This is a genomic window from Rhodococcus olei (assembly GCF_039540555.1).
GTDB lineage: Bacteria > Actinomycetota > Actinomycetes > Mycobacteriales > Mycobacteriaceae > Rhodococcus_G > Rhodococcus_G olei.
Map to the genome: position 1 here is coordinate 248,698 of NZ_BAABFB010000050.1, position 16,226 is coordinate 264,923.

Sequence of the window (16,226 nt, forward strand, 5' to 3'; positions counted from 1 at the left end):
TGGGGCGGATCAGGCCTGCAGGCCGGCCTCGATCTCGAGGGTGATCGTGATCTTGTCGCCGACGACGGCGCCGCCGCCCTCGAGCGGCATGTCGATGGAGATGCCGAAGTCCTTGCGGTTGATGACGGTGGAGGCCTCGAAGCCGGCGACCGGGCCGTGGCCCATGCCCGGGTTCACGCCGTTGAACTCCATGGCCAGTTCGACCTGCTTGGTGACGCCGTGGAGGGTGAAGTCGCCGACGACGACGAAGTCGTCGCCCTTGCCGCGGACGCCGGTGGAGACGAACGTGGCGGTCGGGAACTGCTCGGCGTCGAAGAAGTCGGCGGTCTTGAGGTGGCCGTCGCGCTGCTCGTTGTCGGTGGTGATCGACGCGACCTGGATCTGTGCCTCGACGGACGGGGTGCCGTCCTCGGCGACGGTGATCGCGCCGGTGAACTCCTGGAAGCGGCCGCGCACCTTGCTGACCATCAGGTGCCGGACGCTGAAGCCGACGGTCGAGTGCGTCGGGTCGATGGCCCAGGTGCCGGCGGTCAGGGTGGGGAGGGCGGTGGCGGTGGTCATGCGGCGAACTCCTTGGCGAGTAGTTGAATGTTCAAGCACTGGCAGGTGTAACGGTGCCACCGCGGCGACGCTTCCCGCAAGCCGATGTGACGCTGGTCACTGCTGGCGGGTTGCACGGCTTCCCGAATGGGCCAATTCAGGAGCCCGGGGGCCCGGTGAGTCGGATCAGGCCGGGGCGGGGGAGGGGGCGCGGGAGACCGCCGCGAGGACCGCGCGCAGTGTCGATGCCGTCACCGAGCGGTCCAGGCCCACGCCCCAGGTCGGGTGTTCGCCGACACGGCAGTGCGCGAACGTCACGGCCTCGGCGTCGCGCCCGGTGCCGACCGACTGCTGGGACAGGTCGATCACCTCCACCTCGGTGCCGGATTCGCCGAGCGCCCGGGTCAGCGCTTCGACGGGTCCGCCGGCTGTGACGTCGCAGTCGAGCGCACGGTCGCCGAGCGTCGCGCGGACCCGCAGCCGGTCGCCGCCCTCGACGTGCTCGACCGCCCACCAGTCCAGGTCACCCCGGTGGGAGTAGTTGTCGTGCAGCAACTTCCAGAGCTGTGCCGCGGTCATCTCGGTGCCCCCGTCGTCGGTGGCGCGCTGGACGCGACGGGCGAAATCGATCTGCAGTGCCCGCGGCAACTCCACGCCGTACCGCTCCTGCAGCAGGTAGGCGACGCCGCCCTTGCCGGACTGGCTGTTCACCCGGATCACGGCCTCGTAGTCGCGGCCCACATCGTGCGGGTCGATCGGCAGGTACGGAACGTCCCAGGGCGCGACGTCCGGGTCGACCCCCGCCGCGGCGGCAGCGGCACGATGATGTGCGAACCCCTTCTTGATCGCGTCCTGGTGGGTGCCCGAGAAAGCGGTGTACACCAGGTCGCCGCCGTACGGGTGTCGGGGGTGAACGTCGATCCTGTTGCAGTACTGCACGGTTCGTCGCACGGTGTCGATGTCGGAGAAGTCGATCATCGGATCGACACCCTGCACGTGCAGGTTCAGTGCCAGGGTCACCAGATCCACGTTCCCGGTGCGTTCGCCGTTGCCGAACAGGCAGCCCTCGACGCGTTGCGCACCCGCCAGTACGGCCAGCTCGCCGCAGGCCACGCCGGTGCCGCGGTCGTTGTGCGGGTGCACCGACAGGATCACCGACTCCCGGCGCGACAGGTTCCGGTGCATGTACTCGATCTGGTCGGCATACACGTTCGGCGTCGAGATCTCCACGGTCGCAGGGAGATTGTGGATCACCGGCCGGTCCGGGCTCGCGTCCCACAGCTCGGTGAGGCTGTCGCACACCTGCAGGACGTAGTCCGGCTCGGTCAGGTTGAAGACCTCGGGGGAGAACTCGAACCGCACCCCGTCCCGCCCCTCCGCGCCGCGCGCGACGTCGGCGGCAGCGTCGAGGATCAAGCGGTGCAACGACTTCCGGTCGTGCCCGAGGACCACCGACCGCCACGTGGGCGCCGTCGCCGTGTACATGTGCAGCACGACGTTCGGCAGCCCCCGAACCGACTCGTGGGTGCGCTCGACGAGGTCGGTACGGGCGGCGGTGAAGACGACGATCGTCACGTCGTCGGGCACGAGGTCCCCGGTGGCCAGGTCGCGGACGAAGTCGAAGTCGGTCCGGCTGGCCGACGGGTACCCGACCTCGATCTCCTTGTAGCCCATCGCGACCAGCTGCTCGAAGAGGCGGCGCTTGCGGGCGGGGTCCATCGGTTCGGCAAGGGCCTGGTTCCCGTCCCTCAGGTCGACCGGAACCCACAGCGGTGCCTCGGTGAGTTGTCGGGTGGGCCAGCGTCGTTCGGTGATCGGGACCGGCACCCGCTCGGTGTGCGGGCGGTAGCGATGCGACGGCATCGGGGACGGGCTCTGGCGGTTCCAGTTCATGGCGGATGCTCCGGGGTCGGATCGGGCGACCGGCACGATCGAACCCCGCGGCGGGGTGCCGGCCCGGTCAGGCCCCGCCGCGGCGGCCGAGGAGCAGTCCACGCGCGGTCATGACCGGTAGACTACGAATCCTCAGCTTGTCTGACAACCCGAGGAGTCAATCGTGATCGCGCCGCTGCGCCGCAACCTGCTGGCCGACCAGGCCGCCGACCTGCTGGCCCGCCGACTCGAGGACGGGGAATGGGCGGTCGGCACGAAACTGCCCGGCGAGACGACGCTCGCCGCCGAGCTGGGCGTCGGACGCTCCACGATCCGCGAGGCGCTGCGCCTGCTCGCCGGGCGGGGACTGCTTCGGGCCCGGCAGGGTGTCGGTGTCCACGTCGAGCGGACCACTCCCGCCGTCACCTGGGAGTCGGTCCTGCGCGGGCGGGAGATCGCCGATGTCGTCGAGGTCCGCAACGCGATCGAGGTCGAGGCCGCCCGACTCGCCGCAGGCCGCGTCACCCGCGACGACGTCGCGGACATGCGACGCGCTCTCGCCCGCCGCGACGAGGCGTTTCCGGTGGGGGACCGGGAGTTCGTCGAGGCCGACATCGCGGTCCACCGCGCCGTCGTCGCGGCCGCGCACAACCCGGTCCTGAGCGAGCTGTTCGAGACCTTCGTCCCGCGTCTGACCGATGCGATGACCGACATGGTCGCGCTGCTCGGGATCCGCGATCGCGACCCCGAACCGGACGCCGACGACCACCGCGCTCTCGTCGACGCCGTCGCGGCCGGCGACGCCGACGCCGCGGCCCGGATCAGCCGGGCACACCTCGACGCGATGCTCGCCGCGGTCCGGAGTCCGCGCTGACAGCGACCCGGCGACGCGCCGGTGCGGGTGCACCGAACCGGCGTGCCGGCCGGGAGCTCACGGGTTCGGGTCGGGGGGAGTGCCGTCGTCGCGGGCGGACAGGCGTCGCTCGAACTGATGGAACTGCTCGCGTTGCTCGCGGCGTTCGAGTTCGACGTCGAACTCCAGGTCCTCGTGCTGGTGGCCGCGGAACAGGAACGCGAAGACGATCCACCCGACGATCGCGACCAGGATGAAGCTCACCGCGCGGTAGACGAACGCGGCGGCGACGGCCTGCGACGCGCTGATGCTCGCCGCGGTCGTCAGCGTCGCGATCAGGGTCGCGTCGACGAACACCAGGCCGCCCGGCGCCAGCGGGATGGTCCCGACCGTCTTGCCCGCCGCGAACGCGATCAGCAGCCCGGACAGCCGCGGATCGGCACCGATGGCCCAGCACGCGAACCCCAGGCACGCGACATCCGCGACCCGGTGCACCGCGGACCAGCCCGCGGTGATCGCCCAGTCCCGCTTGCCCATCTGCACCGACTCGAGCTGCGCCAGCGTCTCCCGCACGATGGACATCCCGGTGTTCGGTGGCTTCGACCGCATCCGGTTCACCCGGGTCAGGACCCACAGCGCGACCGACTCGATGGTGTTCGGGTGGGCGGACACGTACCGGATCGCGAGCACCAGCGCCACCAGCGCGGCGACCGACAGGAGCAACGTCAGCGGGCTGAACGAGCCGCCGACCATCATCGCGCCGCCCAACCCGAGCAATGCGAGGCCGATGCCCGCGATCACCCCGGAGATCGCCAGCTGCCACGACGCCACCACCGGACTGGCGCCCCAGCGACGCGTCTCCCGGTACGTGAACGCCGTCGAGAACACCTGGCCCGCGGGAAGCGTGACGGCCATCGCGGTCGACGCATACACGACCGCGACGGATTTGCGTTGGCTCACGTCGACGGCGCCGGCGTGCAGCAGCTGCTTCTGCACCCGGCCGTACCCGCTGAGCGAGACGGCCTGGGCCAGGATGCACGCGGCGACCCAGCCCCAGTGGATCTCGGTGAGCGCCTGCCACGAGTCGTGCAGTCGCGGCCACAGGTAGACACCCTCGGCGACCAGCAGCGCGACCACCGCGATCCCGGCCACCCATTTGAGCCACCACCAGCGACCCCGCGGGCGGGCGGGGGCACCCCCGGTCGGGGCTGGCTGCGGCGCTACCACCAGGCCAGCCTAGCGGGCGATGCCCGGCACCCCCGTCATCCGTGCACCACGAGTCACGGATACCGCACCGGCGACGCCAGGTGCGTCACGCGGTTGCGGCCGCGTAGCTGGACCTGGTCGCCCAGCTCCCACGCCGACTGTTCCTCCTCGTCGGCGAAGTACAACGCGCTGGTGGACGCCAGCACCCGGCTCGGATGGATCTTCGCCAGCTCGGTCAGCCGCGACGCCTCGTTCACCGGATCGCCGATCACCGTGTACTCGAACCGCTCCGCGGCACCGATGTTCCCGGCGACCGCCAGACCGGCCGACACGCCGATCCCGATGTCGAGGCCGGTGATCCCGTCGAGCGCGAAGCGCAGCTCGCGGGCCGCCGCCAGCGCCGCGGTCGGCGCATCCGGACGGTCCAGCGGCGCCCCGAAGATCGCGAGCGCGGCGTCGCCCATGAACTTGTTGACGAAACCGTGATGGCGGTCGACCACGTCGACGACCACCCGGAAGAACTCGTTGAGCAGGCTGACCACCTCACCCGGCGGCCGCTCGGCCGCGGCCCCGGTCGACCCGACCATGTCCACGAACAACACCGCCACGAACCGCGTCTCGCCGCCCAGCTCGGTACCGAACTGCAGCGCCCGCCGCGCCACGTCCTCGCCGACGTGCTGACCGAACAGTTCCCGCAGCACCCGGCGCTCGGCCGAGTCCTGCATCATCCGGTTGAACCCGACCTGCAGCCGACCGATCTCGCTGCCGTCGAACACCTCCACCTGGACGTCCGTCGCGCCGCGCTGCACCCGCTCGATCGCCCGCCGCAGCTGCCTGATCGGATCGGACACCTGGCTGGCGGTCAGCATCGACAACACGAATGCCGTCGTGATCGTCATCACCGACAGCAACAACACCGCGATCGCCAGCGAGTCCGTCGAGAACTGCAGTTCGGTGCTCAGCTGCGTCGCGCACAGCAGGATGATGCCGATCACCGGCATCAGCGTGCCCAGGCCCCACGTCATCGCCATCCGGGTGCCGACCCCCGGTGCGAGGGTGCGGTCGAAACGCCCCTCCGACAGCGCCCGCGCCGCGACCGGTCGCAGAATGCGCTCCCCGAGCATGTACGTGAACCCGAAAGTGGTGGTCGCGGCCATGCACACCGTCACGATCACCGCGACCGCCAGCTCCGGCATGTCGCTCATCGTCAGGATCACGAACAGGATCCCGCCGATGATCCACAGGATCAGGTGCACGATCGCCTGCCGCAGCGGGGCGTGCAGGGCCGCCATCTGCTCGCTGCGTGTCGGTGGTCCACCGCGCAGCTGCCAGCGGATCACCGATCGCAGCATCAGCGCCGCCGCACCGAGGCTGACGACTCCGGCGAGCGCCAGGTAGATCCCGAAGATGACGACGTTGCGAACCCGGTCCTCGATGATCGCCTCGGACTCGCTGATCGGCAGGCCGTACCGGATGAACGCGAGCACGAGCACCGCACCGATGAAGTTGGCCAGAATCATCGACCCCATGTAGAGCGGCCAACGACTGCGCATGGTCAGCGCGACCGCTCGGTAGGAGGATGCCAGCACAGCGACCAATTTAGCGGTGCGGTACCGACCCGAGCAGAGTCGGAGGGCCCGTAGGGCGTCTCGTCCGACTCCCGGCGCGGAGCCCGACGACATGCCGTACGCGCCGTCCCGCGAAACCCGGCCCGGGGTCGTAGTGTCGGCGAGGTGACCGCGAACGAGCCGCCGCGGACCGTCCCGGCGCCCGGCGAGGGCGGATCCGCGGCGCCCGGCGAGGGCGGAAGCTCGGCGCCCCGCAACGATCGCACCACCGCGCGCGGTGACGCCGACGCGGTGCACCCCCTGGTCCGCGTGGCCGCTGCATGGACGTGGCGGCTGCTGGTTCTGCTCGCCGGTCTGGTGGCGCTGGGCTGGGTGATTGCCAAGCTCGACACCGTCGTGATCCCGGTCGCGCTCGCGCTGCTGGCCGCCGCTCTGCTCGTCCCGCTCGTCGACTGGATGGGGCACCAGGGCGTGCCCCGGGCCGGCGCCGTCGTCGTCGTGCTCGTCGCCGCGATCGGGATCGTCGCCGGGATCATGACCTTCGTGGTCGAACAGTTCGTCGCCGGCCTGCCCGAGCTGGCCGAACAGGTCACCGAGTCCGTCCACCAGGTCCAGGGCTGGCTCACCGACGGCCCGTTCCATTTCTCCGAGGACCAGATCCGCCACATCGGTGACTCGATCGTCCAGACCATCCAGGACAACAAGGAGGCCGTCACCAGCGGCGCCGTCACCACCGGTCGCGTGATCGGGGAGATGTTGACCGGCGCGGCGCTGACCCTGTTCACCCTCGTCTTCTTCCTGTACGGCGGCGCCCAGATCTGGCAGTTCGTCACCCGCATCGTGCCGGGCGGCGCGCGGGAGCGGGTGCGGCTCGCAGGCAGTCAGGGATTCGGCTCGCTCGTCGGGTACGTCCGCGCGACGGTCGCGGTCGCGGCCGTCGACGCCATCGGCATCGGTGCCGGTCTCGCGATCCTCGGGGTCCCGTTGGCGCTGCCGCTCGCCTCGCTGGTGTTCATCGGCGCGTTCATCCCGATCGTCGGCGCGTTCGTCACCGGGTTCATCGCCGTCCTGATCGCGCTCGTGACGAAGGGCATGGTCACCGCGCTGATCACGCTCGGCATCATCATCGGCATCATGCAGCTCGAAGGGCACGTCCTGCAGCCGTTGTTCCTCGGCCGCGCGGTCCGGCTGCATCCGCTGGCGGTCGTGCTGGCCATCACGACCGGCATCGTGCTCGCCGGCATCGTCGGTGGCCTGCTGGCCGTGCCGATCGTCGCGGTCCTCAACACCGCCGTCCGATCCCTCCTCGCCGAGCACCCCGAGGACGTCCCGGACGAGGTCGAGATCGACGACCCGTCGCTCCCGCTGTTTCCGGCCGACCCCGATCGCGCGCCGTAACTATTGTTGGCGGCATGGAGGCGAGGGATCTGCGGGTGTCGGATGCGGAACGTGAGTACGTGGGGCAGTTGCTTCAGCGTGCGGTCGGGCAGGGGATGCTCTCGCTGGGCGAGTTCACCGAACGGATGGACACGGCGCTGGCCGCCCGCACCCGCGGCGAACTGAACGTCGTGCTGCACGACCTGCCCGGCATCCGCGTCGTCGGCGACGACGCGCCCACCCCGCGCCCGGTCCCGCCTCCCACCGATGTCCAGACCGTCATCCGCGCCCGGATGTCGGGTGTCACTCGCAAGGGTGCGTGGCAGGTGCCGCCGACCCTCCACGTCGAGAACTGGCTTGCGGGGGTCACGCTCGACTTCACCTCGGCGGTCATGCAGACGCAGGTCGTCGAGGTGGTCGTCAGCGGGTTCTGTGGGTCCCTCACCCTGATCGTCCCGCCGGAGGCAACCGTCGACCTCGACCGGGTGGAGAGCGTCGCGGGCAGCACCTCCAACAAGGTCCGCAGCGGACCGCCGATCGGCCCCCTCCACCTCGTGGTGCGAGGGCAGGTCAGCTTCGGCTCGGTCACCGCCAAGCACCCGTTCGGCACCGGCCTCAAGCGGCTCCTGGGCTGACGCGTCCCGGTCCGGCGGCGGTCAGTCCCGGCGCTGCCGTGCCAGCAGTTCGCTGACGCTGACCGTCGGCGCGCCCTCGGTGTGCCGGTGCCGCCCGGCATTCGACTCGTCGTCGGCCGTCGTCGTCGGTGTCGGTGCCGGTGGGGGTGTGGGTGCCGGCGGTGGGGGAGTCGGCGCGCCGGCGAACTGCTGCGGCGGGACGGGTCGCGGGGGCGGTGCGACCTGCTGCGTCACCGGTGCGACCTGCGGCGTCACCAGTGCGTTCTGCGGGGCGGCACCGTTGACCGGAGCGGCACCGTTGACCGGAGCGGCACCGTTGACCGGAGCGGCACCGTTCACCGGAGCGGCACCGTTGACCGGGGACGCGCCGTTCACCGGGGCCGTACCCGGAACGCGACCCGGCGCGTTCGTCGGGACCCGCAGGCTCGACAGCCAGCTCTCGAGCGGACGCTCCTCGCCGGACGACGCGGTGCGCGGTTCGGGCGCCGGACGTACCGGTGCGGCGGGCGCGTCGGAAGAGCGCTGCTCGGTTCGGGGAACCGGGTTCGGCGCGGCAGTCGGCTTCGGCGCGGCTGTCGGCTTCGGCGCGGCTGTCGGCTTCGGCGCGATCGTCGGGATCGGCTCGGTCATCGGCTCGCCGACCAGCGGCTCCGCCGTCGCCGCGGCCCGCGACGCCGCTGCCGTCCTCGGCGGCAGCACCCGCTCGATCGCGTCCCGGGTGAGCGGTGTCGATCGCCGGGTCGTCACCGGGACGGTCGGCGGACCGGGCACGGCCACCGTCTCGATCTCCGGGACGTCCTCGGGCATCCGTTCGTCGTCGAGGACCGGCTCGCCCAGGCCCAGACGCTCCTGGATGCGCTTCATCCACGCCGGTGCCCACCAGCAGTCGTCGCCGAGCAACTTCATCACGGCCGGCACCAGGAACATGCGGATCAGCGTCGCGTCGATGATCAGCGCGGCGATCATGCCGTAGGCGATGTACTTCATCATCACCAGGTCGGAGAACGCGAACGCGCCGGTCACGACGATCAGGATCGCCGCCGCCGCGGTGATGATGCGACCGGTGTGCGCGGTTCCGACCCGGACGGACTCGGTGGTGCTGGCGCCCTGCGACCGGGCCTCCACCATCCGCGACAGGAGGAACACCTCGTAGTCGGTGGACAGGCCGTAGATGATCGCCATGATCAGCACCAGCACCGGCGACATGATCGGGCCGGGCGTGAAGTTCATGACGCCTGCGCCGTGTCCGTCGATGAAGATCCACGTCAGGATGCCGAGGGTCGCGCCGAGGCCCAGCGCGGTCATCAGCACCGCCTTGATCGGCAGCACCAGCGACCCGAACGCCAGGAACATCAACAGGGTCGTCAGCAGCACCACCATCGTCACCATCAACGGCATGCTGCCGAGCAGCGCCGCGATGGAGTCCTGCTCGATCGCGGGGGTACCGCCGACGAGCATCGTGACCCCGTCGGGGAGGTCGATCGAGCGCAGGTAGTCGATGGTCGGCTTCGCGTCGTTGCGGTCGACGAGACCGGCCTTGAAGACGGTCACCCCGTCCTTCGTCGGGTTGTTGATCGTGAACTTCTCGACCAGCCCGGGAGCTTCGCTGGCCTCCTTGATCAGACCGGTGAGCTGTGCGCCCTGGGCGCCCTCGACGACCAGCTTGATCGGCTCGGTGCGGCTGTTCGGGAACAGTTCGTCGAACTGCTCCTGCGCCACCCGGGTCGGGTTGTCCGGCGGCAGGTAGGTCTCGTTGATGCCGCCGAACTTGATGCCGGAGATCGGAATCGTCAGCAGCAGCAGACCGATCACGATCGGGATCGCGACCTTGAGCGGATGTTTCATCACCCACTGGGTCAGCCGGCCCCAGTAACTGTTCTCGATCTCCTCGGTGGTCTTGGTCTTGCGCATGAACTTCAGGCCCAGCGCGTCGACCCGGCGTCCGAGGATGCCCAGGATCGCGGGCAGCACCGTCACCGAGATCAGCGCGGCCAGCAGCACCGCGGCGATCGCGCCGTACGCGACCGACTTGAGGAAGCCCTGCGGGAAGATCAGCAGACCGCCGAGGCTGGCGGTGACCATCGTCGCCGAGAACACGACGGTTCGGCCGGCGGTCATCACGGTGCGCCGGACCGCGTCACCGGTGCTGTAGCCCTCGGCGATCTCCTCCCGGAACCGGCTCACCATGAACAGGCCGTAGTCGATCGCCAGACCCAGGCCGATCAGCGAGACCACCGGGACGACGAACGCGTTGACATCGGTGAACTCGGTGAACAGCTTGACGATGCCGTTCGCGGCGATGATCGTCAGGCCGCCGACGATCAGCGGGAGTGCGGCGGCCACGATGCCGCCGAAGACGAAGAACAGCAGGATTCCGACCGCGGGGATGGCGAGGAGCTCCATCCGGTGCACGTCGTTGGCCATCGTGTCGTTCAGGGTGCCGGTGACCGGCTGCAGTCCGGCCAGCTGCACGTCGACGCCGTCGACGTAGAACTGGTCCCGGATCTCGCGGAAGTTCGCCGCGACCTCGGTGTCGTTGTCGCCGGCGATGGCCACGCTGGCGATCGCGTGCTGTTTCGTCGGATCCGCCATCGCGGCGAGTTTCGTCGACCAGTAGCTGCCGTTGAGCTTGAGAATCCGGTCCGGATGGTTCGCGACGACCTCTTCGAGGTTCTTCGTGACCTTCGCCGCGAACGCCGGGTCGTCGACGGTCTTGCCCTCCGGGGCGGTGTACAGCAGCACCACGTCCGCGAGGGTGTCGCGGCCGAACGTGCCGTCGGCCAGTTTCGCCGCGGCCACCGACTCCGACCCGGGGTCGTCCCATCCGCTCTGGCTCAGGCTCTTCTCGAGGCCCAGGCCGTACGCGCCGAGGGCGAGCATGAGCGCGACCATCGCCCCGATCACCGTGAATCGGAGTCGATAGACGAGACGCCCCCAGGTCGCGAACACTACTGCGCCCCTTGTCGCCCGAGCAGCAGGGCGGACAGCGGACGGAACGGTTGCAGCCAGGCACCCTCGTCGGGCAGCGAGTCCAGGCTCACCCGCGGCAGCGGCTCGCGGAAGACGCCGGGAATGTCCTCGAGGTCGACGAACTCGAGGACCTCCGACGACACCGCCCAGCTGGCGTGTTCCCGGAAGCCCAGCACCTGAACGGGGACGCCGGTGGCGGCGAGGTCCTCGAGCGGTTCGCGGAACGCCTGGCCGTCGGCGGAAGCGACCATGATGCCGGCCAGACCGCCGTCGCGAGCACGCAGCGCGATGTGCTCGAGCATGTCGGAGTCGACGTCGCTGTCCTCGTCGATCTTCGGCTTCGCGAACACCGCGAAGCCGACGTTGCGCAGCGCCTCGACCCAGGGGCGGACTACGTCGGCGCTGCCCGGCGCGATGTTCGTGAACACCGTCGCCTCCGGTTCCAGGCGAACCGGGCTGGTGCCGGACAGTTCCGCCGTGCGGCCGAGCAGCCAACGGCCGAGGGCGTCGAAGCGGGGCCGGTAGGCCGCGGTCGGGCGGCCACCGAGGATCGCGCCGAGACCCATGTCCAGGTTCGGTGCGTCCCAGACCAGAAGCACCCGACGCGGCTGCCGGCTCTGCTGGCTGTCCGCGTCGAGTGCTGCCACCGTCTCCGGTAATCGTTCGCTGACGCTCATCCGTTGACCTTTCCCCAGATCATTTCCGCGATCGGACGGCCGACACGATGCGCCTTGCCCTCGAACTTGGTGACAGGGCGTTCGTGGGTCATCGGCGAGTCGATCGCGCCGCTGGCCAGCTCGTCCCAGTCGAGGCGGCGCAGCCGCGGTTCGGCGTCGCCGGTCTCGGAGATCCATTCTGCGTACTCGGCGTGGTCGGTCGCCACGTGCAACACGCCACCCGGCCCCAACCGGTCCGCGATCAGCGCGAACGTCGGCGGCTGCAACAGCCGGCGCTTGTGGTGGCGAGCCTTCGGCCACGGGTCCGGGAAGAAGACGCGAACGCCGACCAGGGACTCGGGCGCGAGCATGTTCTCCAGCACGTCCATGGCGTCGCCGCGCAGGATCCGGATGTTCGGGATCGACTCGCGTTCGACGACCTGGAGCAGCTGAGCCAGACCGGGCCGGTACACCTCGACGGCCAGCAGGTTCACGTGCGGCTCGGCCTTCGCCATCGCGGTGGTCGCGGTGCCGGTACCGCACCCGATCTCGATGATGGTCGGAGCCTGGCGCCCGAACCACCCGTCGACGTCGAGAGGGGTGTCCGACACGTCGGCGCCTATCGTCGGCCACATCCGGTCCCACGATTGTTGCTGGGAGTCGGTCAGGGCGCCGCGGCGGGAACGGAAACTGGTCACCCGGGGATACAGGCGGGAGCCCCGTTCGGGAGCACCCTCCACCCGGGGTTCGGCGTCATTCACCGGACCATTGTCACGCATGACCCGCGATTCCGGCAGCAGGGTCTTAAGGGGAAGTTGAGAGTTCCGTCGCGCGGTGGCACCGCCCCGGGCGCGAACACAAACCTCGGAAATGCCGTGGACCTGCGGATTCGTCGGGAACCTCCGGATTCGGTGCGCGGTTCGGTTCCCTCGGCGTTCGCTGGCTGCGATCATCACCACGCGCGCCGGGGGAGGCGTGCACGACGAGATTTCACCACGGGGGGTGGCGAGATGGCGCCGACGAGCACGACCCTGGACAGGCTGCGGCGGGCGGTCCGGGCACACGACGACCCGGCCGCGGCCGGGCTCGACGACCTCGTCGCCGGCCGTCGGGCGAGCGTGCGGATCGAGGTGACCGGACGCGCGGGAGTCGGCCGGACCGCGCTCGTCGCGGCGCTCGGCCCGTTTGCCGGCGCCGGCGTCGTCGAGACGGACGCCTGGGACCGGCCCGGCGCCCGTGACCCCGAACTCGTCGGCGACGTCGTCGTCCTGGCACTGCTGGATCCACCGCGGACCGCGGACCGGGCCGCCGCGACCGCCGCCGGTGACCGGCTGGTGCCGGTTCTCGTCCGGGCGGACACGCTCGCCGACCCGTCTCGGGCCGCCGAACGGGTGACCGCGGTGCTCGGCGTCCCGTGCGTCCCGGTGACCGCGGTCGGCGCGGTCACCGGACTCGCCGCCGCCCGCGCCGCGATCGCCGCCCGGGTCGACGCGGTCCGATCCCGCCGGGCGGCACTGCTGCTGGCCCGGGTACACGCCCTCGCGCGGATCCCGGCGCTGCGTGACCCGGTCGAGGAGTTCGTCGCCTCCGACGACGGGGTGTGGCTCGCGGCGGACGCCGCCGTTCCGGACGTCGCCGGCGACGCGGTCGCCCGCGCCCGGTACTGGCGGGCGGCCGTTTCCACGGCCACCGACGCGGCCGCAGCACGGGACGCTCTCGCCCGGCAGCGCGCCGCCGTCCGCGAGTGGGCGCGTCGTGGCTGACCGGGAGCCTGCGGACGGTGAGCTCGACCGGGTCCTGGCCCGATGGCTGCCACCCGACCCGCAGGTCCCGGCGGTCGCGGTCGCGGGCCCTCCCGGCTGCGGTCGCAGCGCCCTGACCGCCCGCTTGCGTGCCGCGATGCCCGGGACCCGGTTCACCGACGGCCCCGAGCCGACCGCCGACCTGGTGCTGATGGTCTTCGACGCGGCCGCGCCGATCGGGCGGGAGGAACTCGGACTGCTCGACGCCGCGACGACCCGGGGCGCTGACGTGGTGCTCGTGCTCGCCCGGATCGACGCGCACCGCGGTTGGCGGACGGTCCTGGGCCGTGACGCGGCACTGTTGGCCGAGTACGCGCCCGCGGCGGCGGGCAGGCCGATCCTGCCGGTGTCCGCGGTGACCGGTGCGGGCCTGTCCGACCTGTGCATCGCGGTCGGGGAGACGGTGGCCCGGCCGGCCTCGAACCCACTCGGGGCCGCCGCGCCGGCCCGTGCGCTCGCCGCGGCCCGCGCGCACGTGCTGGTCGCCATCGCGGAGCTGCGCCGCGACGACGGCACCGCCCGGCTCCGGGAGCGGCGGGCCGCGCTGATCGCGGACCGCGACGGACCTCGCACCGAGGCGGCCGCGACGTTGCGGCGGGTGACCGCGCACGCCCGGGTGGACCTGACCCACCTGATCGGGGAGCGGGTGCGACTGAGTGCCGCGGCGGTGCGCAGCGCACTCGACCGCGCGGACCGCGGCGCGGTGGCGGAGTTCCCGCAGTGGCTGCGGGAGGAGGTCGCGGCGCTGACCGTCGACGTCGACGCCGCGACCTCGGCTCTGCTGAACGGGATCGGCGACCAGGTCCTCGGTGCGGCGGGCCCGGTGGCCGGACCGAACCGGCCGCCACCGACCGTGGTCGGGCCCCCGCCGCGGCCCCGCGGGGTCGAGGACCGGATGGTGGCCCTGGTCGGGGCCTCGGCCGGGCTGGGCGCGGGCCGGCTGGTGATGGCGCCGATGTCGGGTGTCGCCGCGCTCGACCTGGTCGCGGTTCCGCTGACGTTGTTGATCGGCGGCGGCGCGGCGTGGTGGCTGACCAGGATGCGCGGTCACGTCGCCGACCGGGCGCACCTTCGGCACTGGGTGACCGACACGATGGCGCAGGTTCGGTCCGACCTCGAACAGCGGGCACTGAGCCGGCTCGTCGACGTCGAGGCGGAGGTCACCGAGTCGGTCCGGAGGGCCCACCGGGCCCGCGCCGCGGCCGTCGAGGAGTCGCTGGCCGGCCTGGACCGGGAGTTGCGGGAGAGCGTCGGCCGCAACGCCGCCCGGTTGTCGGCGGTCGAACGGGACCTCGCGGTGCTGGACAGGGCGCTTGCGGACGTGCGGTCGGGCGCTGCCGGAACCGATCGACTCGGCGGCGCGTCCAATCTCGTGACCGGTCACCGTGATCCGGCCGGTCGGGTCTGACGGGAGGGCGGCGTGGAGATGCAGGACGACCTGACGATGGTGAACACCCACGACCTCGGCGAACCGTCGGTGTCGGTGGCGTGGGGGCCGGCCGGTGGCGAGTTCGCGGTCACCGACCCGGTCGTGGATCTCGACGGTGACGGTGTCCTCGACACGCGCAGCTGGTCGGACGCCGACGGCGTCACGGTCGCGTCGGATCTCGACGGCGACGGATGGGCGGACCACGTGACCAGGGTCGACGGTGACGGGGAGTTCGGGTCGTGGGAGCCGCACCGGGAGGTCGACGGGAGCGTGCGGTGGGAACGGGTCGATGCGGGACAGCTGTGACCGCAGTGACCGGAGTGTCCGGAATCCCCGCGACAACCCAACCGATATTCCGAAAACGACCAGTTAACTGGACGATCGTCCGTATAAAGGTCGGGTGCGCGAGGCCGATCTCGCACATGCCACACCGTCACAAGGGCTGCCGCGGACCGCTGCGCGGGGCCTGCACCTGATCGAAACGGAGATCTACATGTCCCGATCCTCGATGCGCCGCCTCACCGCCGTTGCCGCTTCCGGTGCCCTCGTCGCGGCCGGCGCGGTCGTCGGCCTCGGCCTCGGAACCGGTGTCGCCTCCGCGGCCGACACCTGCAGCCAGTCCAGCCACGCAGAAAAGAACGACATCAGCACCTGGGGCATCACCCACACGTACGACCGCTCGGTCAACACCGCGGAGGCCGCCGGCGGCACCCAGGTCACCTACAAGACCGTCATCGGCACCACCGGCATCGGCAACCCGTACGTCAACACGATCACCGAGTTCCCCCCGGCCGGCTTCGGTGCGCCGGTCAAGTCGACGATCACCGCCTACACCGTGAGCATCCCCACCGGCCAGCACACCGAGGACGTCACCGGCGTCCCGAACGGGAACGGCTGGAAGTTCACCAGCACCGGCTGGTTCGTCAACTCCGGCAACCCGGTCACGCTCGAGACCACCTACCTGGTCCCGAAGAACGCCACCCCCGGCTCGGCGATCACCAGCGGCGGCGTCGGTGTCGCCGGCACCGTCGGCGTCGGCACCGAGCTCCCGAACCTGACCGCGTGCTTCAAGGTCCGCATCCCCAACGCCGGTGAGTCGGTGCTCAGCGTTGCGAACGAGACCGGTCTCGGTTCCGCGGACGGCCAGCTCAGCTCGACCGGCTCCGTCAGCGACATCCTCGGCGACACCATCCTCAAGGTGCTCTCGGAGGGCAACCTCAGCTGATTCGACAGCTCCATCCGACACCGGCGGTGACGATCCTTTCGTCGCCGCCGGTGTCGTGTCCGGCCGGATGCGCCCTCCGCGGCGCACGAGGCC

Annotated in this window: 14 protein-coding genes; 7 read left to right on the forward strand and 7 right to left on the reverse strand. The window is 71.0% G+C overall.

Annotated features, from left to right (window positions below; all coding sequences use genetic code 11):
• Positions 1-9 precede the first annotated feature (9 nt).
• Complete coding sequence (locus tag ABD951_RS16740) at positions 10-561, reverse strand: YceI family protein (protein ID WP_345347163.1); 552 nt, start codon at positions 559-561, stop codon at positions 10-12.
• A 165-nt stretch (positions 562-726) separates the two neighbouring features.
• A complete protein-coding gene (locus tag ABD951_RS16745) occupies positions 727-2,433 on the reverse strand; it encodes a 2-isopropylmalate synthase (protein WP_345347166.1) in 1,707 nt (568 codons plus the stop codon).
• Positions 2,434-2,596: 163 nt separating this feature from the next.
• On the opposite strand from ABD951_RS16745, the gene ABD951_RS16750 reads away from it, so the two are divergent.
• Positions 2,597-3,286: a FadR/GntR family transcriptional regulator gene (locus tag ABD951_RS16750; protein WP_345347169.1), complete on the forward strand. Its 690-nt coding sequence runs from the start codon at positions 2,597-2,599 to the stop codon at positions 3,284-3,286.
• A gap of 57 nt (positions 3,287-3,343) precedes the next feature.
• Here ABD951_RS16750 and ABD951_RS16755 read toward each other — a convergent pair whose 3' ends face one another.
• Both ABD951_RS16755 and ABD951_RS16760 read right to left on the reverse strand, forming a co-directional pair.
• Complete coding sequence (locus tag ABD951_RS16755; protein WP_345347171.1) at positions 3,344-4,492, reverse strand: lysylphosphatidylglycerol synthase transmembrane domain-containing protein; 1,149 nt, start codon at positions 4,490-4,492, stop codon at positions 3,344-3,346.
• Positions 4,493-4,545: 53 nt separating this feature from the next.
• On the reverse strand, positions 4,546-6,000 hold the full coding sequence (locus ABD951_RS16760; RefSeq protein WP_345347394.1) for an adenylate/guanylate cyclase domain-containing protein: 1,455 nt from the start codon (positions 5,998-6,000) through the stop codon (positions 4,546-4,548).
• A 330-nt stretch (positions 6,001-6,330) separates the two neighbouring features.
• Between ABD951_RS16760 and ABD951_RS16765 the strand changes: the two genes are divergently transcribed.
• Positions 6,331-7,437, forward strand: coding sequence for an AI-2E family transporter (locus ABD951_RS16765; RefSeq protein WP_345347397.1), 1,107 nt, complete (start codon positions 6,331-6,333; stop codon positions 7,435-7,437).
• 14 nt (positions 7,438-7,451) lie between these two features.
• Positions 7,452-8,051, forward strand: coding sequence for a DUF1707 SHOCT-like domain-containing protein (locus ABD951_RS16770; protein WP_345347174.1), 600 nt, complete (start codon positions 7,452-7,454; stop codon positions 8,049-8,051).
• A gap of 21 nt (positions 8,052-8,072) precedes the next feature.
• On the opposite strand, the gene ABD951_RS16775 is transcribed toward ABD951_RS16770, so the two are convergent.
• The 3 genes from ABD951_RS16775 to trmB are packed head-to-tail and all read right to left on the reverse strand — an operon-like array spanning position 8,073 to position 12,474.
• The gene (locus tag ABD951_RS16775) at positions 8,073-11,000 is read right to left on the reverse strand and encodes an MMPL family transporter (RefSeq protein ID WP_345347177.1); all 2,928 of its coding nucleotides are present in this window, start codon (positions 10,998-11,000) and stop codon (positions 8,073-8,075) included.
• Positions 11,000-11,698 carry an NYN domain-containing protein gene (locus ABD951_RS16780; RefSeq protein WP_345347180.1) on the reverse strand — a complete coding sequence of 233 codons (699 nt, stop codon included), beginning with the start codon at positions 11,696-11,698 and terminating at the stop codon, positions 11,000-11,002. Before ABD951_RS16780 ends, ABD951_RS16775 begins: the two co-directional genes overlap by 1 nt.
• Complete coding sequence (gene trmB, locus ABD951_RS16785) at positions 11,695-12,474, reverse strand: tRNA (guanosine(46)-N7)-methyltransferase TrmB (RefSeq protein ID WP_345347400.1); 780 nt, start codon at positions 12,472-12,474, stop codon at positions 11,695-11,697. The genes ABD951_RS16780 and trmB overlap by 4 nt, the downstream gene beginning before the upstream one ends.
• A gap of 213 nt (positions 12,475-12,687) precedes the next feature.
• On the opposite strand from trmB, the gene ABD951_RS16790 reads away from it, so the two are divergent.
• From ABD951_RS16790 to ABD951_RS16805, 4 genes are all read left to right on the forward strand, one after another.
• On the forward strand, positions 12,688-13,440 hold the full coding sequence (locus tag ABD951_RS16790) for a hypothetical protein (RefSeq protein WP_345347183.1): 753 nt from the start codon (positions 12,688-12,690) through the stop codon (positions 13,438-13,440).
• Complete coding sequence (locus ABD951_RS16795) at positions 13,433-14,887, forward strand: hypothetical protein (protein WP_345347186.1); 1,455 nt, start codon at positions 13,433-13,435, stop codon at positions 14,885-14,887. The genes ABD951_RS16790 and ABD951_RS16795 overlap by 8 nt, the downstream gene beginning before the upstream one ends.
• A gap of 18 nt (positions 14,888-14,905) precedes the next feature.
• Positions 14,906-15,214, forward strand: coding sequence for a DUF6802 family protein (locus tag ABD951_RS16800; protein ID WP_345347403.1), 309 nt, complete (start codon positions 14,906-14,908; stop codon positions 15,212-15,214).
• A 94-nt stretch (positions 15,215-15,308) separates the two neighbouring features.
• Complete coding sequence (locus ABD951_RS16805) at positions 15,309-16,133, forward strand: hypothetical protein (protein ID WP_345347189.1); 825 nt, start codon at positions 15,309-15,311, stop codon at positions 16,131-16,133.
• The last annotated feature ends 93 nt before the right edge of the window (positions 16,134-16,226 follow it).